The organism is Streptomyces sp. NBC_01077 (assembly GCF_045162855.1).
Taxonomy (GTDB): Bacteria; Actinomycetota; Actinomycetes; order Streptomycetales; family Streptomycetaceae; genus Streptomyces.
The window spans coordinates 2,729,776-2,754,018 of the sequence record NZ_CP108669.1 but is presented as its reverse complement, the minus strand read 5'-3'; the positions used below and the strand labels follow the sequence as shown (position 1 = coordinate 2,754,018).

At 72.8% G+C, this 24,243-nt stretch carries 27 protein-coding genes; 18 read left to right on the top strand and 9 right to left on the bottom strand.

All coding sequences use genetic code 11. From position 1 onward, the window contains the following. Nucleotides 1–140: 140 nt before the first annotated feature. On the top strand, nucleotides 141–1,268 hold the full coding sequence (locus OG462_RS12290; protein ID WP_406057275.1) for an alpha/beta hydrolase: 1,128 nt from the start codon (nucleotides 141–143) through the stop codon (nucleotides 1,266–1,268). Nucleotides 1,269–1,345: 77 nt separating this feature from the next. After that, nucleotides 1,346–2,764 carry a hypothetical protein gene (locus tag OG462_RS12285; protein ID WP_406057273.1) on the top strand — a complete coding sequence of 473 codons (1,419 nt, stop codon included), beginning with the start codon at nucleotides 1,346–1,348 and terminating at the stop codon, nucleotides 2,762–2,764. An 82-nt stretch (nucleotides 2,765–2,846) separates the two neighbouring features. On the opposite strand, the gene OG462_RS12280 is transcribed toward OG462_RS12285, so the two are convergent. Then, nucleotides 2,847–3,248 carry a VOC family protein gene (locus OG462_RS12280; RefSeq protein WP_406057271.1) on the bottom strand — a complete coding sequence of 134 codons (402 nt, stop codon included), beginning with the start codon at nucleotides 3,246–3,248 and terminating at the stop codon, nucleotides 2,847–2,849. Nucleotides 3,249–3,315: 67 nt separating this feature from the next. Further along, nucleotides 3,316–4,206, bottom strand: coding sequence for a neutral zinc metallopeptidase (locus OG462_RS12275; protein WP_406057269.1), 891 nt, complete (start codon nucleotides 4,204–4,206; stop codon nucleotides 3,316–3,318). 266 nt (nucleotides 4,207–4,472) lie between these two features. Between OG462_RS12275 and OG462_RS12270 the strand changes: the two genes are divergently transcribed. The 3 genes from OG462_RS12270 (at nucleotide 4,473) to OG462_RS12260 (ending at nucleotide 7,568) form a co-directional block, all read left to right on the top strand. Continuing rightward, the gene (locus OG462_RS12270) at nucleotides 4,473–6,071 is read left to right on the top strand and encodes an ABC-F family ATP-binding cassette domain-containing protein (protein ID WP_384232739.1); all 1,599 of its coding nucleotides are present in this window, start codon (nucleotides 4,473–4,475) and stop codon (nucleotides 6,069–6,071) included. A gap of 342 nt (nucleotides 6,072–6,413) precedes the next feature. Next, entirely contained in the window at nucleotides 6,414–6,635 is a 222-nt protein-coding gene (locus OG462_RS12265) for a helix-turn-helix domain-containing protein (protein ID WP_006123601.1), read from the top strand. A 132-nt stretch (nucleotides 6,636–6,767) separates the two neighbouring features. After that, nucleotides 6,768–7,568 (top strand): enoyl-CoA hydratase/isomerase family protein, encoded by an 801-nt coding sequence (locus OG462_RS12260; RefSeq protein ID WP_406057266.1) that lies wholly within the window; start codon nucleotides 6,768–6,770, stop codon nucleotides 7,566–7,568. Between the two features lie 132 nt (nucleotides 7,569–7,700). On the opposite strand, the gene OG462_RS12255 is transcribed toward OG462_RS12260, so the two are convergent. Then, complete coding sequence (locus tag OG462_RS12255; RefSeq protein WP_406057264.1) at nucleotides 7,701–8,348, bottom strand: hypothetical protein; 648 nt, start codon at nucleotides 8,346–8,348, stop codon at nucleotides 7,701–7,703. 93 nt (nucleotides 8,349–8,441) lie between these two features. Between OG462_RS12255 and OG462_RS12250 the strand changes: the two genes are divergently transcribed. From OG462_RS12250 to amaP, 5 genes are all read left to right on the top strand, one after another. Beyond that, nucleotides 8,442–8,927 carry an Asp23/Gls24 family envelope stress response protein gene (locus OG462_RS12250; protein ID WP_406057262.1) on the top strand — a complete coding sequence of 162 codons (486 nt, stop codon included), beginning with the start codon at nucleotides 8,442–8,444 and terminating at the stop codon, nucleotides 8,925–8,927. A gap of 58 nt (nucleotides 8,928–8,985) precedes the next feature. Continuing rightward, complete coding sequence (locus OG462_RS12245; protein ID WP_406057260.1) at nucleotides 8,986–9,177, top strand: hypothetical protein; 192 nt, start codon at nucleotides 8,986–8,988, stop codon at nucleotides 9,175–9,177. Between the two features lie 6 nt (nucleotides 9,178–9,183). Further along, nucleotides 9,184–9,543, top strand: coding sequence for an Asp23/Gls24 family envelope stress response protein (locus OG462_RS12240; RefSeq protein ID WP_406057259.1), 360 nt, complete (start codon nucleotides 9,184–9,186; stop codon nucleotides 9,541–9,543). Then, nucleotides 9,540–10,175 (top strand): DUF6286 domain-containing protein, encoded by a 636-nt coding sequence (locus tag OG462_RS12235; protein ID WP_406057257.1) that lies wholly within the window; start codon nucleotides 9,540–9,542, stop codon nucleotides 10,173–10,175. The genes OG462_RS12240 and OG462_RS12235 overlap by 4 nt, the downstream gene beginning before the upstream one ends. 68 nt (nucleotides 10,176–10,243) lie before the next feature. Beyond that, nucleotides 10,244–10,831 carry an alkaline shock response membrane anchor protein AmaP gene (amaP, locus tag OG462_RS12230; protein WP_406057255.1) on the top strand — a complete coding sequence of 196 codons (588 nt, stop codon included), beginning with the start codon at nucleotides 10,244–10,246 and terminating at the stop codon, nucleotides 10,829–10,831. A gap of 21 nt (nucleotides 10,832–10,852) precedes the next feature. Here the strand turns inward: amaP and OG462_RS12225 are convergent, their stop codons facing one another. The 6 genes from OG462_RS12225 to OG462_RS12200 form a co-directional block, all read right to left on the bottom strand. Further along, nucleotides 10,853–11,608: an SDR family oxidoreductase gene (locus OG462_RS12225; protein ID WP_406057253.1), complete on the bottom strand. Its 756-nt coding sequence runs from the start codon at nucleotides 11,606–11,608 to the stop codon at nucleotides 10,853–10,855. A 4-nt stretch (nucleotides 11,609–11,612) separates the two neighbouring features. Continuing rightward, nucleotides 11,613–13,403: a glycoside hydrolase family 15 protein gene (locus OG462_RS12220; protein WP_406057251.1), complete on the bottom strand. Its 1,791-nt coding sequence runs from the start codon at nucleotides 13,401–13,403 to the stop codon at nucleotides 11,613–11,615. Nucleotides 13,404–13,437: 34 nt separating this feature from the next. Further along, complete coding sequence (locus tag OG462_RS12215; protein WP_406057249.1) at nucleotides 13,438–14,268, bottom strand: SURF1 family protein; 831 nt, start codon at nucleotides 14,266–14,268, stop codon at nucleotides 13,438–13,440. A gap of 93 nt (nucleotides 14,269–14,361) precedes the next feature. Then, nucleotides 14,362–14,595, bottom strand: a complete 234-nt coding sequence (locus OG462_RS12210) for a hypothetical protein (protein ID WP_189830397.1) — start codon at nucleotides 14,593–14,595, stop codon at nucleotides 14,362–14,364. Nucleotides 14,596–14,658: 63 nt separating this feature from the next. Next, entirely contained in the window at nucleotides 14,659–15,639 is a 981-nt protein-coding gene (locus OG462_RS12205; RefSeq protein WP_406057247.1) for a DEDDh family exonuclease, read from the bottom strand. Continuing rightward, nucleotides 15,636–16,304 carry a TetR/AcrR family transcriptional regulator gene (locus OG462_RS12200; protein ID WP_406066487.1) on the bottom strand — a complete coding sequence of 223 codons (669 nt, stop codon included), beginning with the start codon at nucleotides 16,302–16,304 and terminating at the stop codon, nucleotides 15,636–15,638. Before OG462_RS12200 ends, OG462_RS12205 begins: the two co-directional genes overlap by 4 nt. A 95-nt stretch (nucleotides 16,305–16,399) precedes the next feature. Between OG462_RS12200 and OG462_RS12195 the strand changes: the two genes are divergently transcribed. From OG462_RS12195 to OG462_RS12160, 8 genes are all read left to right on the top strand, one after another. Next, the gene (locus OG462_RS12195; protein WP_406057245.1) at nucleotides 16,400–17,197 is read left to right on the top strand and encodes an acetoacetate decarboxylase family protein; all 798 of its coding nucleotides are present in this window, start codon (nucleotides 16,400–16,402) and stop codon (nucleotides 17,195–17,197) included. After that, entirely contained in the window at nucleotides 17,197–18,081 is an 885-nt protein-coding gene (locus OG462_RS12190) for an SDR family NAD(P)-dependent oxidoreductase (protein WP_406057243.1), read from the top strand. Before OG462_RS12195 ends, OG462_RS12190 begins: the two co-directional genes overlap by 1 nt. A gap of 10 nt (nucleotides 18,082–18,091) precedes the next feature. Next, entirely contained in the window at nucleotides 18,092–19,378 is a 1,287-nt protein-coding gene (locus tag OG462_RS12185) for an amidohydrolase family protein (protein WP_406057241.1), read from the top strand. Further along, nucleotides 19,375–20,646 carry an amidohydrolase family protein gene (locus OG462_RS12180; RefSeq protein ID WP_406057239.1) on the top strand — a complete coding sequence of 424 codons (1,272 nt, stop codon included), beginning with the start codon at nucleotides 19,375–19,377 and terminating at the stop codon, nucleotides 20,644–20,646. Before OG462_RS12185 ends, OG462_RS12180 begins: the two co-directional genes overlap by 4 nt. A 24-nt stretch (nucleotides 20,647–20,670) precedes the next feature. Next, the gene (locus tag OG462_RS12175; RefSeq protein ID WP_406057237.1) at nucleotides 20,671–21,384 is read left to right on the top strand and encodes a VIT family protein; all 714 of its coding nucleotides are present in this window, start codon (nucleotides 20,671–20,673) and stop codon (nucleotides 21,382–21,384) included. Between the two features lie 149 nt (nucleotides 21,385–21,533). After that, complete coding sequence (locus OG462_RS12170) at nucleotides 21,534–22,529, top strand: sterol desaturase family protein (protein WP_406057235.1); 996 nt, start codon at nucleotides 21,534–21,536, stop codon at nucleotides 22,527–22,529. Further along, nucleotides 22,526–23,170, top strand: coding sequence for a lysoplasmalogenase (locus tag OG462_RS12165; protein WP_406057233.1), 645 nt, complete (start codon nucleotides 22,526–22,528; stop codon nucleotides 23,168–23,170). Before OG462_RS12170 ends, OG462_RS12165 begins: the two co-directional genes overlap by 4 nt. Before the next feature lie 18 nt (nucleotides 23,171–23,188). Next, the gene (locus tag OG462_RS12160; protein ID WP_406057231.1) at nucleotides 23,189–24,232 is read left to right on the top strand and encodes a zinc-dependent alcohol dehydrogenase family protein; all 1,044 of its coding nucleotides are present in this window, start codon (nucleotides 23,189–23,191) and stop codon (nucleotides 24,230–24,232) included. Nucleotides 24,233–24,243 lie beyond the last annotated feature (11 nt).

Below are 24,243 nucleotides of genomic sequence, written 5' to 3'. Positions count from 1 at the left end.
CGTCACTCCGCGGAGTGCGCAGGAGTGCCCCGGAGGCCTCGGGTGCAGGAGCCGTCCGTACCCTCCTGTCCGACCTCCCGTCCGGGGCCGTACGGGTCCCACCGGTGGCAGTCCGTCCCCACCCTGCCGAGACTGGGAACGTGCGCCCGGCTACAGCGACGGCAGCGGCCGTCACCACCCTGCTCGGTGTCGGCGCGGCCGCGTTCGCGGTCGGCCGGTACGCCAGCGACGTCGCCCTCAGGGCGCCGTCCGGACGTCCCCTGCCCGGAGATCCCAAACTCACCGTGCACGTCACGGGCCCTGAGCGGATCACCCTCACCCGCAGCCTCGCCTCGCTGCGCCCCGGTACGTACGGGATGGAGGGCCACGGCCAGCACGCCGTCGTCGGCCCCGTCCTCGACCGGGTCCCGCACACCGCCGACACCGTCGTCCGGCGCCTCGAACGGGTCGAGCGCGGGGTGCTCGGCCCCGGCACCCGCGTCCGCCTCACCCCCCAGCTGCACATCGGCACGCCGATCAGCGCCCTCGGGCTCGCCCATGAGGACGTCGAGATCCCCGGCGAGCTCGGCCCCCTGCCGGCCTGGCTGGTGGCAGCTCCCCGCACCACCTGGGTGATCGCCCTGCACGGCCTCGGCACCACCCGCGAGCACCCGCTGAACCTCGTCTCCTTCTACAACCGCCGCAAGATCCCCGTCCTCGTCCCCGCCTACCGCGGCGACGAGGGAGCACCCGCCTCCCCGGACGGTCTCGCCCACCTCGGCGACTCCGAATGGCGCGACGTCGACGCCGCCATCCGCTACGCCGTCCACCGGGGCGCCGCCAAGGTCGTGCTGCACGGCTGGGGGACCGGGGCCTCGATGGCCCTGCGCGCCGCCGCCGAGTCGGGGGTGCGCGACCGGATCAGCGGCCTCGTCCTCGACTCGCCGGTCCTGGACTGGGAGGCCACCCTCCGCAACCTCGCCGCGGCCCACCACGTCCCCGGCCCCCTGCTCCCGCTCGCCGTCCGCGCCGCCCAGGGCAGGACCGGACCGCACGGCGACCTGCTCCGGGCCGCCTCCGCACCGGAGGCCCTGCGCGTCCCCGTCCTCCTCTTCCACGGGCCCGACGACACCATCGCCCCCTACGAGCCGTCCGTCGAACTCGCCGCCCGCCGCCCCGGCCTGGTCACCCTCCAGACCGTGCGGCACGCACCGCACGCGTCGATGTGGAACGCCGACCCGGTCCGCTACGAGGAGGCCCTGCGCCGCTTCCTCACCCCGCTCCTCTAGGGCCCCGCAGGGGGCGCCGGGGACGGCGCGGCCGATTCCGATTGGGCTTTCGGGCCGTCAGCGGGAAGACTGCCCCCGTGACGTCTCGAAAGCCCGATGAACCATTGGCGCGCAACTCCAGACTCCGACTCGTCCGCCCGCGGGCGCTGGCCACCGCCCGACGGGCCGTGACGACCCGGCGCACCCGGCCGGCGCCGCGGCCGCCCGAGGGCACTCCGCCCCGCGCGGAGCTCGCCCGCCAGGCCCGGCACGTCCTCGCCGACGCCGTACGGATCGCCCGCTGGGCCGCCGTCGAGCGCGGCGCCGTAGCGGCACCCCGCACCGGCCCCGGAGCCGTCCCCGCCCAGGAACGGGCCGCCGCCGCACTGAACCTGACGCCCGGCCAGATCCGGGCCGGCTGGGACCGCGCCCGCCTCGCCGGACTCGTCGAGCTCCACGGCGACACCGCCCGCCCCGGCTGGCGGCTGCACGCCTGGGACCGTGACGACTCCGCCGTGCTGCGCGGCTGGGTCGCCCTCTTCGACGCCTGGTCCCTGGTGCACCCGGCCCCCGAGGGTGTCGAGCCGAGCGCCGTCGCGGAGGTCGTCGAGGCCCTCCCGCAGGTCCTGTCGCTGCTCCAGCTCTCCCAGGGCCCGGTCCTCGTCCCCGCCCTCCTCGACCTGCTCGGCCAGCGCGTCGAGGAACTGCGCGAGGAGCGCTGCGAGGTCCCGGTGGCGGAGCCGGCCCCCGAGGCCGCCGACGCGCCCGCCGTGGACGGCACCGACGGTCTCCCCGCCCTGCTCGACTGGGCCCTCGAAGGCCTGGCGGCCGTCGGCGCGCTCACCCTGGACCCCGGTGCGGAGGGGCGTCACGCCACCCTGACCCCGCTCGGCAACTGGGCGGTCTGGGTCAAGCTGGAGCAGATCTGCGTCGCCGCGCAGAGCCCCGCCGGGAACATCGAGCAGTCCGCCGAGGACATGCTCCGCGGCTGCGCCCGACTGACCCCCGGCCCGGCCCGCGCCGAGTACCGCGCCTGGCTCGCGGCCCGCACCCTCTCCAGCGCGGTGACCGAACTGCTCGCCGTCGCCCGCGGTGAGGACGCGCTGCTGCGCGGGCTCGCCTTCGAGGCGCTCCGCGTCGTCGGCGCCCCCGCCGAGGCCGAGGTGCGGGCCACGGTCGCCGAACCGTCCCTGCGGCCGTACGCACTGCTCTGGCTCGCCGAGTACGAGGGTGCCGACCCCGACGACGCCCAGGAGGTCCTCACCCGTGAGGAGTCCACCTGGCTCTGGGTGGACACGGCCGCGGCCGTCGCCGACCACGGCGAGAGCGAACTGCTCGTCCGGCACCTCGACTCCGCCGTGCAGGGCACCGTCCCGGCGCTCCTCGACGAGATCAGGGCCGTCGGCCACCCCCGTACCGTCCAGGTCCTGGTCGCCCTCGCGGCCGCCCACCCGGACCCGGCCCTGGCCAAGGCGGTCCGCCGGGCGGCCTTCCAGGTCCACACCGGGGGAGCGTGACGGGGATCCCCGCCCGGGGGAGCGGGACGGGATCCCCGCCCGGGGAGAGTGACGAGAGGCGTGCACCCCGCCCGGCGCCGGACTACTCCGCGGCGCCGGGGGTGTACGTCCCGAAGCTCCAGATGTTGCCCTCGGCGTCCCGGGCCATGTAGTCCCGCGCGCCGTAGTCCTGGTCCTTGGGCGGCATCACGATCTCGATGCCATGGGCCACCGCCCGCGCGTGGTGCTCGTCGACGTCGTCCACGTGCACGAACACGCCGACCGGGCCGGCGTCGGCCATCAGCTTGTCGAACTCGCTGCCGGTGCCCTTGCTGCCCAGCATCACCATGCCGTTCCCGTAGGACAGCTCGGCGTGCGCCACGCGCCCGTCCTCACCCTCGTACACCGCGTTCGCACGGAAGCCGAACCCCTCCGTGAGCAGGGTGATCGCCGCCTTCGCGTCCTCGTACGTCAGCGTCGGACAGACGTGGGGTGCCTCAGCCATCCCGATCACTTCCTCTCGATTCAGTCGAATGTGACCCAGGTCTCAGTCTGGCAGTCCGCACCGGCAATCAGCGGAAGGTGTTGCACCGGGCCATGTCGCCCGTCCTGTAGCCCTCGTAGAACCACTGCTGGCGCTGGGCCGCGGAGCCGTGGGTCCAGTTCTCCGGGGTCACCCGGCCCTGGAACTTCTCCTGGATCCGGTCGTCGCCCACCGCGGCCGCCGCGTCCAGGCCGTCCCGGATGTCCTCGTCCGTCAGCCGGGTGAGCACCGGCCGGCCGGTCCGGTCGTCGGGCGTGGTCGTGGCGTGCCGGGCCCACACGCCCGCGTAGCAGTCGGCCTGGAGCTCGACCCGGACGGCGTTGGAGTTCGCGCCGGTCCGCCCGTCCTGCGCGCGGCTCAGGGTCCCCATCAGGTTCTGGATGTGGTGGCCGTACTCGTGCGCCACCACGTACGCCTGGGCGAAGGGCCCGCCGCTGGACCCGAACTTGGTGCGCAGCTCGTCGAAGAAGCCCAGGTCCAGATAGACCTGTCGGTCGCCGGGGCAGTAGAAGGGCCCCACCGCCGAGGTCGCGGAGCCGCAGGCGGTCGGGACCCGCTGGCTGAACATCACGGTGGCGGCGCTCCCGTAGGTGCCGCCCCGGCGCGCGTACTCGCTCCGCCAGAAGTCCTGGACACTGTTGACGACGGCGACGATCCGGCAGTCCTCGCGGGTGTTGGCGTCCGAACCCTTCTTGCAGGTCTGCGCCACCTGGGCCGCCCCGGAGGAGCTGGCCACCGGCTCGTCGCCGCCCGAGGAGAGCCCGAGCTGGTCCGGACCCACCCCGAGGAACAGACCCAGGATCAGGGCGATGAAGCCGATGATGCCGCCGCCGACGGTCGCCTTCCCGCCCGGGATGCGACTGCTCCGGACGTCCTTGACCTCCGAGGTGTCCAGATCGGCGTCGTCGTCGAACTGCACGGCCCACCACCCTCCGCGTCACTGCCGCGGCAGAGGCCGCCGCCCTGCGCCGAGTATCGGCCCATCTCCCAGGGATCGCCCCTTTTGATGACCATCGTCGGTTATGTGAGAAACATCCGATCGTGCCCCTGATCCCCCTCGTGGCCGAAAAGCAGTTGCAGGGGCCCGTTAGACTGGCCGTATGGCCATTCTCCCCGTGCATTAGCGGCGTCGAAGCCCTTCACCAGCTGTCCTTCCGCCGTTTCCCATCGCCCTGGAGTCTGTCCGTGATCACCGCTTCCGGCATCGAGCTGCGCGCCGGCGCCCGAGTCCTCATCGAGTCCGCTTCCTTCCGAGTCGCCAAGGGCGACCGCATCGGCCTCGTCGGTCGCAACGGAGCGGGCAAGACCACCCTCACCAAGTGCCTCGCGGGCGAGGGCGTCCCCGCCGCCGGCCAGATCGCCCGCTCCGGCGAGGTCGGCTACCTCCCGCAGGACCCGCGCACCGGCGACCTCGACGTCCTGGCCCGCGACCGCATCCTCTCCGCCCGCGGCCTCGACGTCCTCCTCAAGAAGATGCGGATGAACGAGGAGCGCATCGCCACCGGCGCCGGCGCCACCCGCGACAAGGCGATGCGGCAGTACGAGCGCCAGGAGACCGAGTTCCTGACCAAGGGCGGGTACGCGGCCGAGGCCGAGGCCTCCACCATCGCCGCCGCCCTCGGCCTGCCCGACCGGGTCCTCGGCCAGCCGCTGCACACCCTCTCCGGTGGTCAGCGCCGCCGTGTCGAGCTCGCCCGGATCCTCTTCTCGGACGCCGACACGCTCCTCCTCGACGAGCCGACCAACCACCTCGACGCCGACTCCATCGTCTGGCTGCGCGACTACCTGAAGAGCTACCGCGGCGGCTTCATCGTGATCTCCCACGACGTCGACCTCGTCGAGACCGTGGTCAACAAGGTCTTCTACCTGGACGCCAACCGCTCCACGATCGACGTCTACAACATGGGCTGGAAGCTCTACCAGCAGCAGCGCGAGGCCGACGAGAAGCGCCGCAAGCGCGAGCGCCAGAACGCCGAGAAGAAGGCCGCCGCCCTCAACTCGCAGGCCGACAAGATGCGCGCCAAGGCCACCAAGACCGTGGCCGCGCAGAACATGGCCAAGCGCGCCGAGCGACTGCTCTCCGGCCTGGAGGCGGTGCGCGCCTCCGACAAGGTCGCCAAGCTCCGCTTCCCCGACCCCGCGCCCTGCGGCAAGACCCCGCTGACGGCAGAGGGACTCTCCAAGTCCTACGGCTCACTCGAAATCTTCACCGATGTGGACCTCGCGATCGACAAGGGCTCGCGCGTCGTCATCCTCGGCCTCAACGGCGCGGGCAAGACCACGCTGCTCCGGCTGCTCGCCGGCGCCGAGAAGGCCGACACCGGCGAGGTGACCCCGGGCCACGGCCTCAAGCTCGGCTACTACGCCCAGGAGCACGAGACGCTCGACCCCGAGCGCAGCGTCCTGGAGAACATGCGCTCGGCCGCGCCCGACCTCGACCTCGTCCAGGTCCGCAAGACGCTCGGCTCCTTCCTCTTCTCCGGCGACGACGTCGACAAGCCGGCCGGGGTCCTGTCCGGCGGCGAGAAGACCCGTCTGGCCCTGGCCACCCTGGTCGTCTCCTCGGCGAACGTGCTGCTCCTCGACGAGCCGACGAACAACCTGGACCCGGCCAGCCGCGAGGAGATCCTCGGGGCCCTGCGGACGTACAAGGGCGCCGTCGTCCTCGTCACCCACGACGAGGGTGCGGTCGACGCGCTGGAGCCGGAGCGGATCATCCTGCTCCCGGACGGCGTCGAGGACCTGTGGGGCCCGGACTACGCGGACCTGGTCGCTCTCGCCTGATCCGGAGACGACCGGGTGATCATGCTGGGCTGGATCATTCGGCTCATGGGTGATCCTTCATCTGAGTGAGGGTGTCTCGTACCCCCCGGCGCGGAGCTCTGCCGAATCCTTCCGGCAGACCCGCGCCGTACGTGTGTTCCCCCTGTATCGCTGACCTGCTACTTCCCGTGCCGCGCGCCGCGAAGGCCTGTTTCCGGCCCAGCGGAATCAGAGATTCCGGTCGTGATGAAGGCCCGCTCGTCCACAAACCCGGCGGCATGGACCTTGTCGAATGGGTGGCCAGGACGCACGGGAGGGGTGATCATGAGAAGTCCAGAGCGCACTTCCCATGAGGAGGCACGGGTGGCCGAGACTCTGAAGAAGGGCAGCCGGGTTACCGGCGCCGCGCGCGACAAGCTCGCGGCAGACCTGAAGAAGAAGTACGACTCCGGTGCGAGTATCCGGGCGCTGGCCGAGGAAACGGGCCGCTCCTACGGATTCGTCCACCGGATGCTCAGCGAGTCCGGAGTCACGCTGCGTGGACGCGGCGGAGCGACACGGGGCAAGAAAGCCGCCTCGGCCTGACATAGGGACGCCTCGACCGGGCCACCGGATCTCCCGGTGGCCACCCGGTCGGTCTTCGCGCCGGCCAGGTGGTTACTGTGCAGTCACTTAGCATTTTGTATGCAGTGCTGCACCGTAACCGGAGGCGCCCCCATGACTACGCTCGACGACTCTGAGCTCGTATTCGACAAGGACGGTGTACGGCTCACCGTCGAGGACGCCGTTGCCACGGTGACCCTGACCAATCCGGCGAAGCGCAACGCTCAGTCTCCCGCTCTGTGGCGGGCGTTGACAGAAGCCGGCCGGTCGTTGCCCGGCAGCGTGCGGGTCGTCGTACTGCGCGGCGAAGGCCAGTCCTTCTCCGCCGGACTCGACCGGCAGGCGTTCACGCCCGAGGGCTTCGACGGAGAGCCGTCCTTCCTCGATCTCGCGCGCGGTTCCGACGCGGACCTCGACGCGGTCATCGCCGAGTACCAGGAGGCGTTCACCTGGTGGCGCCGTAGCGACCTCGTGTCGATCGCGGCCGTCCAGGGCCACGCCATCGGCGCGGGCTTCCAGCTCGCTCTCGCCTGCGACCTGCGGGTCGTCGCCGAGGACGTGCAGTTCGCCATGCGCGAGACCAGCCTGGGCCTCGTCCCGGACCTGACCGGGACGCACCCGCTCGTCTCGCTCGTCGGCTACGCCCGCGCGCTGGAAATCTGCGCCACCGGGCGCTTCGTCCACGCGGAAGAGGCCGAGCGCATCGGTCTCGCCAACCTGTCCGTGCCCGCCGACGAGCTCTACGCGGCGGTACGGGACCTCGGCGCCGCCCTGCTCGCCGCGCCGCGCGACGCGGTCACCGAGACCAAGGCGCTCCTCCAGGGTGTCGCCGGCCGCTCCTACGAGGAGCAGCGCACCGCCGAGCGTGCCGCCCAGGCCCGCCGCCTGCGCGACCTCGCGGGCCTCGGCGACTGACGCCTGCCCGCACGCGCGCAGGTGCCTGCTGAGGAAAATCGGCGGCACGCGCGCGTACCGCCGGAAATCCGACGGGCCCTAGAGGCGCCTTGCCGATCGGGCGTCGCCGGCCCGGCCTGATCAAGGCACCCCCTAGCGCAGTTCCGACACCACGACCGTGACCGCGGCCGCCTCCGGGGCGACCGCGGTCACGGCCGTGCGCACCGCGCGGGCCACGTCCAGGGGGCGGGCCCCGGCCGTCACGGCCAGTTCCACCCGCACTCCGTCGGATCCCCGGCGCACCGGTGGGCCCAGCGCGTCCGTCACCCCCGCGACCCCCGCCACTCCGAGCGCCGCGAGCGCCACGGGGTCGTCCGTCGCCGGCGAGGTCAGGCCCGGCGGGGGAGCCGCGCCCTCATCCGGCTCCGGCGGCGCCGCGTCCAGCAGATCCGTCACCCGCAGGTCCACCGCCGCGACCACGAGCCCGAGCCCGTCCTCGGCCGTGGTGAGCAGCGCCGACCGCAGTTCCCCGGCGAGCTCCGGAAGCGCCCGTCCGGCGACCGCGCCGAACGAGGCCGTGATCCGCAGGGCACCTGACTCCGGCTCTTCGGGTGCGTCCGCCGGGCCGATCCGCAGCGTGCCCGGCACCACGCCCCGTACCGCCGCGGCGGCCCGGCCGACCACCTCGCGCACCGCCCGCTCGGTGATCCACGCCCCCTCCGCCGCCGCTCCGAGCGGCAGCAGCCTGCCCGGGGCGAGGCGGTCCCGTACCGCCGCCGTCCAACCCTCAGCCGTCGTCATTGCCCCAGCCTGCCGTATCCCCGGGGCGGGACCGGGTAACCGCCCTTAGTGTGGGCGAAGAACCCCGAAATATCCCAGAAGGGGCGAAATCAAATGGCGGACACCACTCACTCCGGCGACCCGACGACCGACGAGCCGCGCGAACCGCGCCGCACCTCGGTCACCAAGCGGGGCGGTGGAGACCCGGCCTCCCGGGGCCGGACCACGATCGCCGACGGAGTCGTCGAGAAGATCGCCGGTCTCGCCGCCCGAGACGTCGTCGGCGTGCACGCGATGGGCAGCGGCATCTCCCGCACCTTCGGCGCCGTACGCGACCGGGTGCCCGGCGGGGGCGGCGCCAAGTCGAACGTCACCCGCGGGGTGAAGGCCGAGGTCGGCGAGGTGCAGACCGCGCTCGACCTGGAGATCGTCGTCGACTACGGCGTCTCCATCGCCGACGTCGCCGGCGACGTCCGGGAGAACGTCATCGCGGCCGTGGAGCGGATGACGGGCCTCGAAGTCGTCGAGGTCAACATCGCGGTCAGCGACGTGAAGCTGCCCGAGGAAGAGGAGGAGGAGCCGGAACCACGGCTCCAGTAGCCGCTGACGGCTGCACAGGCGTACAGGGGGCTCAGGAACGATCGGAAAGGGGTCAGGAATGAGCATGGCGGTGGTCGGCCTGGTGGCCGGCATGGCCCTCGGCTTCGCCGGATACTTCGGCGGCTTCGGGGCGTTTGTACTGGTGGCGGCCTTGGGTGCGATCGGCTTCGTCGCGGGCCGCTTCCTCGACGGCGACCTCGAACCCGGCGACCTGTTCCGGGGCCGCGAACGCGGCGACCGGCGGAAGTGACACGGGGTGGCAGCCGACCCGGCCTCCCCGGACCCGGTGCGTGACCGGGGCGCGACCTCGATCGCCGACCGGGTCGTCGCGAAGATCGCCGCCCAGGCGGCCAGGGAGGCCGTGGGCACCGTCCCCGAGGGCGGCTCAAAGCCCCACGCCTCGGTCGTCGTCCACCGGGACGTCGCCCGGGTCTCGGTGAGCCTCGACCTCGACTACCCCACCGACATCGGGGGTCGGTGCGGGGCCGTCCGGGGTCGGGTACGCACACGCGTGGAGGAGCTGGTCGGCATGGAGGTCCACGAGGTCACCGTCCACGTGGAGCGACTCCACTCCCCGCTCACCCGCCAGGCCGGACCGAGGGGCCGCCTCTCATGACGACCACCCCGGCCCCCGGCGCCGAGCCCACCCCGGACCCCGATCCCGGCCACGACGTCCCCGTCCTGCCCGATGCCGCCCCGGCACCCTCGGTCCGGCGCTTCTGGGCGGTCCGCCGCATCCCCGCCGCGGTGCTCGCGGCGCTGGTCCTCGGCGGGGCCGGGCTCCTGCTCTACGACGTGGCGGCCGTACGGGCCGACCGCACCGCCATGGCCTGGCGTCGGGAACTCGCCGACGGCCTCGCCACCCGACCGCTCGACGACACCTGGGTCGTCGTCGGCGCGGCCGTCGCGGTCGTCCTCGGCCTCTGGCTCCTGGTCCTGGCCGCGACCCCCGGCCTGCGCGCCGTCCTCCCGATGCGCCGCGAACACGCCGACGTACGGGCCGGACTCGACCGGGAGGCCGCCGCCCTGGCCCTGCGCGACCGCGCCATGGAGGTCTCCGGGGTGCAGTCCGTCCGGGTCCGGGTGGGCCGCGCCAAAGTGGCGGTCAGGGCCGTCTCGCACTTCCGGGCGCTCGACGAGGTCCGCGCCGACGTGGAGTCGGCCCTCGCGGCCGGCGTCGACGAGCTGGGCCTCGCCCACGCGCCCGCGCTGACGGTACGGGTGGCCCGACCGCCCAAGAAGGGATGAGCCGGTGACGGTCCTCCTCGACGAAGGGACGAGCCGGTGACGGTCATGCTCCAGGAAGGGGTGCCCCGATGACGGTCGTCCTGCGGCGCGTCAACCGCGTCCTGCTCGGCCTCGCCGGGCTGCTGCTCGTCCTCGGCGGCGGGGGAGTCCTCGCCGCCGCCCTCGATCTCTCCGTACCGTCCTGGTGGCCCTGGTCGGGCCCCTCCGACGTGCTGCTCTCCACCGCCGACCGGCAGCGCTGGCGCGAGGAGGGCTGGTGGTGGCCGGTGGTCATCGCGGCCCTCGGGCTCGTCGTCCTGCTCGCTCTGTGGTGGCTGCTCGTCCAGTTCCGGCGCGCCCGGCTCGCCGAGGTCGTCGTCGACAGCGGCGACGGCGAGGTTGCGGTGCTGCGCGGCCGGGCCCTGGAGAGCGCCCTGGAGGCGGACGCGACGGCACAGGAGGGCGTGTCCAGGGCCCGCGTCTCCCTCACGGGCCGCCGCGGCGCCCCCCGTGCCCGCGTACGGCTCCAGCTGGAGCCGTACGCCTCCCCGGGGGCCGCCCTGACCACGCTCAGCACCCAGGCCCTGGCCCACGCGCGTACGTCCACGGGCCTGCCCGCCCTGCCCACCGAGGCGCGCCTGCGGGCGGTGAAGCACCGGGCCAGGCGGGTGGCCTGACGGCGGGCCCGGGACGGACCCTCAGAAGCCGCCGCGGGCCCCGCCGTCCACCGGGATCATCAGGCCCGTCAGATACGAGGCGGCCGGCGACAGCAGGAAGGCCGCCGTCCGCCCGAACTCCTCCGGGGTGCCGTAGCGGCGCAGCGGGATGGTGCCCTCGTTGGCCGCGCGGGCCGCGTCCGCGTCGCCGGAGAGGGAGTCCAGGAACCGCACCCGGTCCGTGTCGATCCGGCTGGGCAGCAGCCCGACGACGCGCACCCCGCGCGGGCCCAGGTCGTTGGAGAGGGACTTCGCGAAGCCGGCGAGACCCGGGCGCAGCCCGTTGGAGATGGTCAGGCCGGGGATCGGCTCGTGGACCGAGCCGGACAGGACGAACCCGATGACGCCGCCCTCGACGAGTGTCTGCGCCGCCGCGCGGGCCAGCCGAACCGCCCCGAGGAAGACGGTGTCGAAGGCGGTGGCCCACTCCTCGTCGGTGTTGTCCGCCGCGAAACCGGGCGCCGGTCCGCCGACGCTGATGAGGATGCCGTCGAAGCCGCCGAACCGCGCCCGCGCCTCGGCGATGAGCCGCGCCGGGGTCTCCGGGTCGGTGTTGTCGGCGGCGATGCCCGCCGCGCCCGGCCCCAGCTCGGCCACGGCCTCGGCGACGGTCTTCTCCTCGCGGCCGGTGACGAGCACCTTCGCCCCCTCGGCGAGCAGCGCCTCGGCGGAGGCCCGCCCGAGCCCCCGTGTCGCCCCGGTCACCACGTACACACGGTCCTTCAGTCCAAGATCCATGGGCCTATCCTGCCGGGTCCTGATCCTCGCCTGCCAGTGCGAGCGCCGTGCCCACCAGTCCGATGTGACTGAAGGCCTGGGGGAAGTTGCCCAGCTGGCGGTCCGTCACCGGGTCGTACTCCTCCGCCAGGAGGCCCACGTCGTTGCGGAGCGCCACGAGGCGCTCGAAGAGCTCGCGGGCCTCCTCGGGCCGGCCGGTCAGCCGGAGCGCGTCCGCGAACCAGAAGGAGCATACGAGGAAGGTGCCCTCCTGGCCCGGTAGGCCGTCCACCGCCCCCGAGTCGGTGCTGTAGCGGCGCAGGTAGCCGCCGTGCATCAGCTCCGCCCGTACCGCGTCCACGGTGCCCACCACCCGGGGGTCGTCCGGCGGCAGGAAGCCGACCTGGGGGATCAGCAGGGTCGCGGCGTCCAGTTCCAGTGACCCGTACGACTGGGTGAAGGTGTTCCGGACGGGGTCGTAGGACCGGGCGCACACCTGCGCGTGGATCTCGTCCCGCATCGTCCGCCACCGTGCCGCGTCACCCGGCAGCGAGGGGTCCGCCTCCAGGGTGCGGACCGCCCGGTCGGCGGCCACCCAGGCCATCACCTTCGAGTGGGTGAAGTGGCGGCGCGGCCCGCGCACCTCCCACAGCCCCTCGTCGGGCTCGCGCCAGGTCGACTCCAGGAAGCCGAGCAGGCTCAGCTGGAGGTTCCAGGCGTGCCGCTCCGCCGGGATCCCGGCCTCACGCGCGCGGTGGAGCGAGTCCATGACCTCGCCGTACACATCGAGCTGGAACTGGTCCACGGCCGCGTTCCCGGTCCGTACCGGCGCCGAGTCGGCGTAGCCCCGCAGCCACGGCAGGGTGGTCTCGGGGAGCCGGCGCTCCCCGGCGGGCCCGTACATGATCTGCAGATCGGCCGGGTCGCCGGCGACCGAGCGGAGCAGCCAGTCCCGCCAGGCGCATGCCTCGTCGACGTATCCGGCGGCGAGCAGCGCCCCGAGGGTGAGGGAGGAGTCGCGCAGCCAGCAGGCGCGGTAGTCCCAGTTCCGTACGCCGCCGAGCTCCTCCGGCAGGGAGGTCGTGGGGGCGGCCATGATCCCGCCGGTCGGGGCGTATGTGAGGGCCTTGAGGGTGATCAGGGAGCGCAGCACCGCCTCCCGGTACGGGCCCCGGTAGGTGCAGCGGGCCGACCACTCCCGCCAGTCCGCGAGGGACTGCTCCAGGGCCTCGTAGGGGTCGACGAGGTCGGGGCGCGGCTCGTGCGAGGGGTGCCAGGTCAGCACGAAGGCCACCTTCTCGCCGGCGGCGACGGTGAAGGAGGAGCAGGTGGAGAACTGCTGGCCCCAGGTCTTCACGGGCGGCTCGCTGCGCAGCCAGACCGAGTCCGGCCCGGCGATCGCGACCCGGTGGCCTTCGGCGCGGCGCATCCAGGGCACGACCGAGCCGTAGTCGAAGCGGAGCCGCAGGACGGCGCTCATCTCGACGCTGCCGCTGACGCCCTCGACGATCCGCATCAGATCGGGGGACCTGTCCCGCTGCGGCATGAAGTCGACGACCTTGACCGTGCCCGTACGGGTCTCCCAGTACGTCTCCAGGACGAGGGAGTCCTCGGCGTACCGGCGGGTGGCGCAGGTCGTGGCGCCCTTGGGGGCGATCCGCCAGTGGCCGTTGTTCTCGTCGCCGAGGATCGCGGCGAAGCAGGCGGCGGAGTCGAAGCGGGGCAGACACAGCCAGTCGACCGACCCGTCGCGGCCGACGAGCGCGGCGGTCTGGAGATCGCCGATGAGGGCGTAGTCGTCGATACGTTGCGTCACGCTTTGGGCTGTTCCCGGAAGCGGCGACGGTCAATCAGAGGGACGGAGTGGCCTGGATCGCGTCCGGGTCCCGTTCCGGGGTTCCGGGGGCGTCGTCCCCCGCGGTGCCGGAGGAGGCCCCGGTCTCCCGGTCGCGCTTCTCCCGGCGGACCAGGATCACCCAGCCGACGGGTACCCCGGCCGCGAAGAGCCACCACTGCACGGCGTACGCCATGTGGGAGCCGATCGATGCGTGGTCGGGCTCGGGGATCAGCTCGGGGGTGTCGCCGGCGGGCCGGGGCGCGGTCTGTTCGAGATAGCCGCCGAGCACCTCGCGGCCGATGAGCTCCGCCTGCTGCCGGCTGTTGATGAGCATGACCTGGCGGTCCGGCAGACCCTTCAGGTCCTTGATGCCGCTGGCGCCGGTCGTCTCGTCGGCCTTGAGCCGGCCGCTGATCGTGACCTCGCCCTTGGGGGCGGGCGGCACCGGCGGGAAGGAGTGCTGGTCCGCGGCGGCCGGGATCCAGCCGCGGTTGACCAGGACGATGCGGCCGTCCCGGAGGACCAGCGGGGTCAGGACGTGTACGCCGACCCGGTCGTCGGAGGAGGTGCGGCGGCGGACGACCACCTCGTGGGCGGTGTCGAAGGTGCCGGTGGCGGTGACGGGCCGCCAGTAGTCGGAGCGCGGGACCGTGTGGCCGGGGGAGGTGAGTTCCTCGACCGGGAGCGGCTTCGCCGCGATGCTGTCCGCGATCAGGGCGTTCTGGGCGACCCGGCGCTCGTGCCGGTGGAACTGCCAGAAACCCAGCTCGATCATCGTCGGGACGAGGACGAGGGCGATGAGGGTGAGGATCACCCACTGCCGGGACAACAGGAAGCGGTACACCCCATGACCGTACAACTCGGTCCATGGGGTGCACGCAGGGGGGTTCGGCTCGCCGGGGCGAGCCCAGGATCGTTTCCTCGGACCCTGTCGTCCTCACACCCTGTCGACGATGCCCACCTTTCCCTCCGCGCGGGCGCAGTGGCCGCCGCAGTACCAGCTGCCGTCGACCTCGACGCCCTGTCCGATGATCTGGACCCGGCAGTGCTCGCAGATGGGCGCCATGCGATGGATGGCGCAGGCGAAGCAATCGAAGACATGGATCGCGCCCTGGGCATGAATCTCGAAGGACATGCCGTAATCGTTTCCGCAGACCTCACAACGTGCCATGCGCCACAGGGTGGGGCTCCCGGCGGGCGCGCGCAGCTCGGCACGCCCGCAGGGCCGGGGGTGTCACCCGTCTGCCGGGGCCACGTCCCGCAGCAACTGGGTGTACGCGGCCTCGTCGACCACCGGCGTGCCGAAGGACTTGGCCTTGACGGTCTTGGAGGTGGCGGAGTCCGGGTCGTTGGTGACGAGCAGGCTCGTCAGCCGGGAGACGCTCCCCGCCACATGGAGTCCGGCGTCGACCGTACGGTCCTCGAGGAGCTCGCGGTCGACGGAGGTGTCCCCGGAGAAGGCCACCCGCATGCCCTGCTTGAGTGGTTTGTCCGTCTCGTACCGGCCGGGGTTGGGGTGCGGGCACGGCGGCCGCTTCCGCGAGGGACGCCAGCTGCCCGCCCGGTACGCGGACGAGGCCTGCTGGCCGATCCGGGGCTGAACCGGCGAAGCGGCCCACTCGGTCAGCGGCCGGCATTCCAGCAGCGGCAGCCGTACGTTGCGCTCGGCCGCCGCGTGCAGGCTCGGCCGGAACGCCTCGGCCAGCACGCGCGCGTCGTCGAGCGCGTTGTGCGCGCGCTGCTGCACCACGCCGAAGTGCGCGGCGAGCGACTCCAGCTTGTGGTTGGGCAGCGGCAGCGACAGCTCCTTGGCGAGCGCGATCGTGCACAGCCGCTGCCGCACCGGAGCGGCGGACTCGGCGCGCGCGTACTCCCGGGCGATCATCTGCCAGTCGAACATCGCGTTGTGCGCGACGAGGACCCGCCCGTCGAGCCGGGCCGCGAACTCCGCCGCGATCTCCGGGAAGAGCGGCGCGCCCTCCAGGACGTCAGTGGTCAGCCCGTGGATCCAGACGGGTCCCGGATCGCGCTCGGGGTTGACCAGCGTGTACCAGTGGTCCTCGACGTTCCCCTGGGCGTCCAGCCGATAGACGGCAGCCGACACTATCCGGTCGTCGCGGGCGAGTCCGGTGGTCTCCACATCGACGACCGCGTACCCCTGTGGGTAGGCGGCCGGCCACGTCGCTGCTGTCGTACGGTCGTCAAGCACGGTCACTGAGAATACGGCCCGCGACCGACAACTCCGTCCCCGGTGTCCCCGGGAGCCCCGGCGAGGAGCCCGTCCACCAAGGCGCGCACCGAGTCGACGAACAGGCGCTCGGTGTCGATCGGGGCGGCCAGGGCACGGGCGAGGGGGTCGTCGGACTCGGCGTCCTCACCGCGCCACAACTCCTCCTCGGCGGGCGACTGCGCGGGGGCGCGCTCACGGTTGCGCTCCACCAGGACGTAGCCGACGACCTGGAACTGCACCGCGCGGACGGCCCGCGCCGCGTACGCCCCGCGCAGTCCCGCCGCGTGCGCCTCGTGGACCAGGGCGCGCTGGGCCGGCAGGAACATCCGCTCCGTCAGGCCCCGCTCGTGGACCATGGCGACCAGGTGCGGGCGCTCGCGGAGGGCGCGGCGCAGGGACCGGGCGACCGAGACCAGGCGCTCGGCGGGGGTCGTGCCGCGCGGGCGGATCGTGTCGAGATCGGCGACTGTCCGCTCGACCAGTGCGTCGAGCAGGGACTCCCGGTTGCCGACGTGCCAGTAGATCGAGGTGACCGCGGTGCCGAGCTCGGCCGCGAGCCTGCGCATGGTGAGGGCGTCCGGGCCGTGCTGTCTCACCAGGGCGGCGGCGGCCTCCAGGACCTCCTCGCGGGTGAGTGCGGCGCGCGCCATCCGTTCCCCCAACTCTGTCGCGTGCACGGGTCTTTACCCTTCATCGCCGTCGGTGTAACTCTGTTACAGACCCGACCCATGAAGGGTGGTACGTCATGGCACGAGTACGGTACGGGGCGCGCACCGACGCCGAGATCGCGGCGGCCCGGACGAAGAGCGCGAAGCTCCCCGACATCTGGTCCACCGGAGTGGTCGCCGTCTGGGAGACCGACCCGGACGTGGTGGCGGCCGTCCTGCCGCCCCCGCTGAAACCCACCGAGCGGCCCCTCGTACGGGCCAACATCAGCAAGGTCGACCTGCCCGGTTATCCCCTCGGCGCCGGCTCGGTGGCGGTCGCCGCCGCCCACGGCGACCGTGAGGGCTGGTACCCGCTGGTCATGCCGATGACCCACGAGCGGGCCCTCGTCGGCGGACGCGAGGTCTTCGGCGAGCCGAAGAAGCTCGGCGAGGTCCTCGTCGAGCGCGACGGGCTCGTCGTCCGCGCCTCGCTCGGACGGCACGGCATCGACTTCGTCGAGGTCCGTGGAGCGGTCTCCGGACCGCTGCCGCTGCCCGAGCCCGTCGAGAAGACCGACTTCTACTTCAAGTTCCTGCCCGGCGTCGACGGCTCCGGCTTCGACGCCGACCCCGTGCTCGTCCACTGCGTCCGCAACGAGAAGGTGCGGAAGCTGGAGCGGATCACCGGCGACGTGGTCCTGCGCGAGTCGATGTACGACCCGGTCGCCGACCTCCCCGTACGCCGGATCGTCGAGATCACGATCGGCGAGAAGACCACCGACCAGAAGGGCACCGTCGCCGAACGCGTCTCCGCGCAGGCCCTCCTGCCGTACATCCACCAGCGGTACGACGACCCGCAGCAGATCCTCGACGGCCCGCCCGAGGGGAGCGCCTGATGGAGCTGCGCGAAGGGCAGGTCGCCGTCGTCACCGGCGCGGCGAGCGGCATCGGGCTCGCCATGGCCCGCCGCTTCGCCGCCGAGGGCCTGGCCGTCGTCCTCGGCGACGTCGAGGAGGGCGCGCTCGCCGAGGCCGCCGACGAGCTGATGGAGAACGGGGCGCAGGTCCTCGCCCGGACGGTCGACGTCTCGGACCCCGACGACGTGCGGGCGTTCGCGGACGCCGCGTACGACACCTTCGGCGCCGTCCACGTCCTCTGCAACAACGCGGGCGTCGGCTCCGGCGCCGAGGGCCGCATGTGGGAACACGAGCCCAACGACTGGAAATGGGCCTTCTCCGTCAACGTCTGGGGCGTCTTCCACGGCATCCAGGCCTTCGTCCCCCGCATGCTCGCGAGCGGCGAACCCGGCCATGTCGTCAACACCTCCTCCGGCGACGGCGGCATCGCCCCGCTGCCCACCGCCTCCGTGTACGCGGTCACCAAGGCGGCCGTCGTCACCATGACCGAGTCGCTCTACGCCCACCTCAGGGCCGAGCACGCGCGCGTGAGCGCCTCCGTGCTCTTCCCCGGACCGCACATGCTCCGCACCGGCCTCTGGGAGTCGCACCGCAACCGGCCCGATCGGTACGCCAAACAGCGTCCGCGCAGGACCCCGTACCGCAGCCTCGGCCAGTGGGAGGCCGCGATGAAGGAGGCCGGTCACGAGGTGGCCTTCACCCCGGTGGAGGAGGTCGCCGAGCACGTCGTCGACGGCATCCGCGCCGACCGCTTCTGGATGCTGCCCGAGAGCGAGCACAGCGACCGGCAGATCATGGCGCGCTCGCGGTCGATGCTCGACCGCGCCAACCCGTCGTACCTGGAGAGCTTCATTCTCGACTGAGGGGGCTGTGATGGCCGATCCGAACGACCCGTATCTGATCATCTCCTCCGACTGCCACGCCGGGCTGCCCACCGAGGAGTACCGGCCCTACCTCGACTCCCGCTTCCACCGCGCGTTCGACGAGTTCCTCGCCGGACGCGAGGCGCGCCGGGAGGCCATGACCCGGCTCGGAGTACGCAACGAGGCCTTCGCGGACAAGTGGTTCCACGACAACGAGGAAGGCCTGCGCGGCGGCTGGGACGCCGGGCAGCGGCTCAAGGAGCTCGACGGCGACGGCGTGGCCGCCGAGGTCGTCTTCCCCGACGCGGACGCCGTCGACAGCCGCACCGCCGCCCCCTTCGGCGTCGGCCTCGGCCTCTCCGGCGACCAGGACCCGGAGCTCGGCATGGCGGGCGCGCAGGCGCACAACCGCTGGCTCGCCGAGTTCGTGGGACAGAATCCCGAACGGCACTGCGGGGTCGCGCTGCTGCCGATCACGGCCGAGCCGTCGAAGGTCGTCGCCGAGATCCACCGGGCCAAGGAGTCCGGGCTCGGGGCGCTGATGATCCCCTCCATGTGGGTGGACAAGGAGCCGTACCACGACCGGCGTTACGACCCCGTCTGGGCGGCCGCCGCCGAGGCCGGGATGCCGCTGGTCACCCACTCGGGCGCGGCGCCGCGCGAGGAGTACGGCGACCACCTCGGCATCTACGTCTCCGAGGTCACGTGGTGGCCGGCCAGGCCGCTCTGGTTCCTGCTCTGGTCGGGCGTCTTCGAGCGCCACCCCGGACTGCGGTTCGGGGTCGCCGAGTCCGGCTGCTGGTGGCTGCCGAACCTGCTCTGGTTCATGGACCGGCTCTACCTCGGCGCGCACGGCGGCAAGAAGCTGTCCCCGTTCGCGGAGCTGAAGCGGCCGCCGAGCGAGTACCTGGACCGGCAGGTCTTCATCTGCGCCACCAACACCAAGCGGCGCGAACTCGCCCAGCGGTACGAGATCGGCGTCGACAACATCCTGTGGGGCTCGGACTTCCCGCATCCGGAGGGCACCTGGCCGGACACGCGCGCGTGGCTCCGGAAGACCTTCCACGACATCCCGGTGACGGAGACCCGCCGGATGCTGGGTCTCGCCGCGGCCGAGGTCTTCGGATTCGATATTCGAATATTGGATCCGATAGCCCGTCGCATCGGCCCCACCCCCGCCGACCTCGGCCAGCCCGCCGACCAGGCCGCCGTGGAGGCCTCCTGGGCCCGCTCGCGCGAGGTCGGCCGCCACTGGCTGACGGACCACGACTTCCCCACGCTGGGGGTCACGCCATGACGGACCGCTACACCGTCGTCTCGGCCGACTGCCACGCCGGCGCCGACCTCCTCGACTACCGCCCGTACCTGGAGAAGAAACACCACGAGGCCTTCGACGCCTGGGCGGCCGCCTACGTCAACCCGTACGAGGACCTGCTCGCCGACACCGCCGACCGCAACTGGAACTCCGAGCGCCGGCTGCGCGAGCTGGAGGCGGACGGCATCGTCGCCGAGGTCGTCTTCCCCAACACCGTCCCGCCGTTCTTCCCCAAGGCCTCCCTGATGGCCCAGCCGCCCACCTCGGCCGAGTACGAGCAGCGCTGGGCCGGACTCCAGGCGCACAACCGCTGGCTGGCCGACTTCTGCGCGGCCGCGCCGGGGCGCAGGGCCGGCGTGGCGCAGATCCTCCTCAACGACGTGGACGCGGCGGTCGCCGAGATCCGCCGCGTCCACGAGGCCGGGCTCACCGGGGGCATCCTGCTGCCGGGGGTGCCGCCGGGCTCGCCCGTGCCCGAGCTGTACTCGGAGGCGTACGACCCGATCTGGGCGGTCTGCGCCGAGCTCGACGTCCCGGTCAACCACCACGGCGGCTCGGCGTCGCCGCCGCTGGGCGACGAACCGGCCGCCCGGGCGGTCTTCATGGTGGAGACCACCTGGTTCTCGCACCGGGCGCTCTGGCACCTCGTCTTCGGCGGTGCCTTCCGGCGCCACCCGGGGCTCAAGCTGGTCCTGACCGAGCAGGGCTCGGGCTGGATCCCGGGCGTGCTCGACATGCTGGACTACTACCACGGCCGCCTGGTCGCGGCCTCGACGAGAACGAGCACGTCCGGAGCGGGTACCGCCGGAGCGAGCACGGCCGGAGCGAGCACCGCGGAGTCGAAGTTCGGCGCCGGTCTCGCCGAGGCCATGGGCAAGGGGCCCAGCACGGTCTGGCGCGACAACTGCTTCGTGGGCGCGAGCTTCATGCGCCCCCACGAGGTGCCGCTGCGCGACCGGATCGGCCTCGACAAGATCATGTGGGGCAGCGACTACCCGCACGACGAGGGCACCACGCCGTACTCCCGCGAAGGCCTCCGGATCGCATACGCGGGGCTGCCGAGGGAGGAGGTCGCGGCGATGGTGGGCGGCAACGCGGCCCGCGTCTACGGCTTCGACCTGCCGTACCTGGACTCCCTGGCGGCCGTCCACGGCCCGACCGTCGAGGAGATCGCCGAGCCCTTGAAGGAGGTCCCCGCGGGCGCCACCAGCCCGGCGTTCGCCCCGGGCGGGTCGGTCCGCGTCTGGTGACGGCCCGGGTGAGACCCTCCCGGGGTGACTGACGTGCCCACCCACGACGAGGCCCACGGCGGCGGCCTCGGCTCCCGTCTCAACTGGCTCCGGGCCGCCGTGCTCGGAGCCAACGACGGAGTCGTCTCCACCGCGGGCCTCGTCGTCGGTGTCGCCGGGGCCACCGAGTCCCAGGCGGCGCTGCTCACCGCCGGTCTCGCGGGGCTGCTGGCCGGCTCGATGTCGATGGCGGCGGGGGAGTACGTCTCGGTCTCCACCCAGCGCGACTCCGAGGAGGCCGCCCTCGCCCAGGAGAAGCGCGAACTGCGCGAGGAACCGGAGGCCGAGCTCGCCGAACTGACCGGTCTCCTCGCCGCCCGCGGCCTCTCCGCCGATGTGGCCCGCGAGGCCGCCGAGCAGCTCACCGCGCGCGACGCCCTGCGCGCCCACGCGCGCGTGGAGCTGGGCATCGACCCGGACCAGCTCACGATCCCCTGGCACGCGGCCGCCGCCAGCTTCCTCGCCTTCACCGTCGGCGCCCTGCTCCCGCTCTTCGCGATCGTCCTTCCCCCGGCCTCCGCCCGCCTCTGGGTCACGGTCGTCTCCGTCCTCGCGGCCCTGACCTTCACCGGCTGGTGGAGCGCCCGCCTGGGCGCGGCCCCCGCGGGCCGCGCGATCCTCCGCAACGTGGCGGGCGGAGCCCTGGCGATGGCGGTCACCTACGGGGCCGGCTCACTGCTGGGCGCGACGGGAATCTAAGGGGTGTCTTGCCGATCGGGCCGGACACCTCCTAGCCCTTTCGGAGGCCCCTTGTCAGAAGGTGCCAAAGCTTGCTGACAAGTCGTCTCGCATACTTGTTGGTAACAACGTCTAGCCGCACCCCGACCCGCGCCTCTACCGTCAACGGCATGCCGAACCTGCCCGATGTCGTGCTCTGGTCCATACCGGCGTTCGTCCTGCTCACCGTCCTGGAGATGGTCAGCCACCGGATCCACCCCGACGAGGACGCCGCCGGGTACGAGACAAAGGACGCCGCCACCAGCATCGGCATGGGGCTCGGGAGCCTGGCCTTCGACGCGCTGTGGAAGATCCCCGTCGTCGCGATCTACACCGCCGTGTACGAGCTGACGCCGCTCCGCGTCCCCGTCCTCTGGTGGACGATCCCGCTCATGCTGCTCGCACAGGACTTCTTCTACTACTGGCAGCACCGCGGACACCATGTCATCCGCATCCTCTGGGCCTGCCACGTCGTCCACCACAGCAGCCGCAAGTTCAACCTCACCACCGCCCTGCGCCAGCCGTGGACCAGCGTCACCTCCTGGCCGTTCTACCTGCCGATGATCGCGCTCGGCGTGCACCCGGCGGCCGTCGCCTTCTGCTACTCGGTGAACCTCGTCTACCAGTTCTGGATCCACACCGAGCGGGTCGGCAAGCTGCCCCGGCCGTTCGAGTACGTCCTGAACACGCCCTCGCACCACCGCGTCCACCACGCCTCCCAAGGCGGCTACCTGGACCGGAACTTCGGCGGGATCCTCATCGTCTGGGACCGGATGTTCGGCTCCTGGGTCGGCGAGACCGACCGGCCCGTCTACGGCCTCACCAAGAACATCGAGACGTACAACCCGCTGCGCGTCGCCACCCACGAGTACGCCGCCATCGCCCGCGACCTCCGGGCCGCCCACGACTGGCGCGAGCGGGCGGGACGGGTCTTCGGCGGCCCCGGCTGGCAGCCCGCATCCGCCGGTACGGAAGCCGGCGCAGAGGCTCGTACGGAAGCCGGCGCAGAGGCTCGTACCGAAGCCGGTACCGAGCAGGCCGCAGCCGCCGCCCCCACCTCAACCACCGCCCCCGCTCCCACCTCGGCCACCGCTCCCATCCCGGCCACCCCGGAGCGCGCCGCGTGAAGACCTCCCCCCGCGGGCTCGCGCGCGTGCTGCTCGCCGCCTTCGGGCTCGCGACCGCCGTCGACCTGATCTCCCTGCTCGCCGGCGCCGAGCTCGGCCACCAGATCGCCAAGCCGTTCCTGATGCCGCTGCTCGCCGCGTACGCCGTCACCCGGGGCGCCCCGAAGCTGCTGACCGTCGCGCTCCTCTTCGGCTGGGGCGGCGACGTCTTCCTGCTCTCCGACGCCGACTGGGCCTTCCTCGTCGGCATGGGCTCCTTCGCCGCCGGCCACGTCTGCTACCTGGTCCTGTTCGGACGAGGGCGTACGTCCCCGCCGCTCGGCGCCCTGTACGCGGTCGCGCTCGTCGGCACCGTCGTGCTCCTCTGGCCCGATCTCCCCGCCGACCTGCGGATCCCGGTCGCCGGATACTCGCTGCTCCTGACGGCCATGGCGTACCGCGCGAGCGCCCTCGGGCTCCTGGCGGGACTGGGCGGCGCGCTGTTCCTGCTGTCCGACACCCTCATCGCCACCGGGGTCGCCGAGTGGCCCCAGCTGCCGGTGCCCGACTTCTGGGTCATGCTGACGTACATCGCGGCGCAGTACCTGCTGACGGCGGGAGCGCTCCACGCGATGTACGGTGAACGTCGTACAACCGTCTGACAGCAAGGACCGTCCGCCATGCGCGCCACCACCATCCACGCCCCGTTCGACATGCGCGTGGAGGACGTGCCCGATCCGGTGGTGCAGGACCCCACCGACGTCGTCGTCCGCGTCCTGCGCGCCTGCGTCTGCGGCAGCGACCTCTGGGCCTACCGCGGCGAGTCCGCCCGGCAGCCCGGTCAGCGCATCGGCCACGAGTTCCTCGGCATCGTCGAGGCGGTGGGCTCCGAGGTCACCGGCTTCACCGCCGGAGACCTCGTCGTCGCCCCCTTCGTCTGGTCCGACGGCACCTGCGACTACTGCGCCGAGGGCCTCCAGACCTCCTGCCCGAGCGGCGGCTTCTGGGGCTCGGTCGGCTCCGACGGCGGCCAGGGCGAGGCCGTCCGCGTCCCCTTCGCCGACGGCACCCTCGTCAAGCTCCCGGCCGACGCCGCCTCCGACGACCACCTGCTGACCGCGCTCCTCGCGCTCTCCGACGTCATGGGCACCGGCCACCACGCCGCCCTCGGCGCCGGGGTCCGCAAGGGCTCGACGGTCGCCGTGGTCGGCGACGGCGCGGTCGGCCTCTGTGGTGTCCTCGCGGCCAAGCGGCTCGGCGCCGAGCGGATCATCGCGCTCGGCCGGCACACCACCCGCACCGACATCGCCCGCCTCTTCGGCGCCACCGACGTCGTCGCCGAGCGCGGCGAGGCCGCCGAGGCCGCCGTCCGCGAGCTCACCGGCGGCCAGGGCGCCCACGCGGTCATCGAGGCGGTCGGCACCGAGCAGTCCATGCGGACCGCCGTCGCCATCGCCCGCGACGGAGGCTCGATCGGCTACGTCGGCGTCCCGCACGGCAGCGGCACCGGACTCGACCTGTCCGTCATGTTCGACCGGAACATCGCGCTGCGCGGCGGCGTCGCCCCCGTGCGCGCGTACATCCCGGAACTGCTCCCGGACGTCCTCGACGGCACCATCGACCCGTCGCCGGTCTTCGACCTGACCGTCGGCCTCGACGGCGTCCCGGGCGGCTACAAGGCGATGGACGAGCGCACCGCGCTCAAGGTCCTCGTCAAGCCGTAGGGAGTCCGGAG

Excerpts from the sequence above, each read along its gene's own strand:
- amaP (WP_406057255.1), top strand. The coding sequence starts at position 10,244 with ATGACGGTCGTCCTGCGGCGCGTCAACCGCGTCCTGCTCGGCCTCGCC.
- OG462_RS12245 (WP_406057260.1), top strand. The coding sequence starts at position 8,986 with ATGAGCATGGCGGTGGTCGGCCTGGTGGCCGGCATGGCCCTCGGCTTC.
- OG462_RS12255 (WP_406057264.1), bottom strand. The coding sequence starts at position 8,348 with ATGACGACGGCTGAGGGTTGGACGGCGGCGGTACGGGACCGCCTCGCC.
- OG462_RS12235 (WP_406057257.1), top strand. The coding sequence starts at position 9,540 with ATGACGACCACCCCGGCCCCCGGCGCCGAGCCCACCCCGGACCCCGAT.
- OG462_RS12185 (WP_406057241.1), top strand. The coding sequence starts at position 18,092 with ATGGCCGATCCGAACGACCCGTATCTGATCATCTCCTCCGACTGCCAC.
- OG462_RS12170 (WP_406057235.1), top strand. The coding sequence starts at position 21,534 with ATGCCGAACCTGCCCGATGTCGTGCTCTGGTCCATACCGGCGTTCGTC.
- OG462_RS12225 (WP_406057253.1), bottom strand. The coding sequence starts at position 11,608 with ATGGATCTTGGACTGAAGGACCGTGTGTACGTGGTGACCGGGGCGACA.
- OG462_RS12260 (WP_406057266.1), top strand. The coding sequence starts at position 6,768 with ATGACTACGCTCGACGACTCTGAGCTCGTATTCGACAAGGACGGTGTA.
- OG462_RS12200 (WP_406066487.1), bottom strand. The coding sequence starts at position 16,304 with ATGGCGCGCGCCGCACTCACCCGCGAGGAGGTCCTGGAGGCCGCCGCC.
- OG462_RS12280 (WP_406057271.1), bottom strand. The coding sequence starts at position 3,248 with ATGGCTGAGGCACCCCACGTCTGTCCGACGCTGACGTACGAGGACGCG.
- OG462_RS12180 (WP_406057239.1), top strand. The coding sequence starts at position 19,375 with ATGACGGACCGCTACACCGTCGTCTCGGCCGACTGCCACGCCGGCGCC.
- OG462_RS12195 (WP_406057245.1), top strand. The coding sequence starts at position 16,400 with ATGGCACGAGTACGGTACGGGGCGCGCACCGACGCCGAGATCGCGGCG.
- OG462_RS12160 (WP_406057231.1), top strand. The coding sequence starts at position 23,189 with ATGCGCGCCACCACCATCCACGCCCCGTTCGACATGCGCGTGGAGGAC.
- OG462_RS12210 (WP_189830397.1), bottom strand. The coding sequence starts at position 14,595 with ATGGCACGTTGTGAGGTCTGCGGAAACGATTACGGCATGTCCTTCGAG.
- OG462_RS12250 (WP_406057262.1), top strand. The coding sequence starts at position 8,442 with ATGGCGGACACCACTCACTCCGGCGACCCGACGACCGACGAGCCGCGC.
- OG462_RS12190 (WP_406057243.1), top strand. The coding sequence starts at position 17,197 with ATGGAGCTGCGCGAAGGGCAGGTCGCCGTCGTCACCGGCGCGGCGAGC.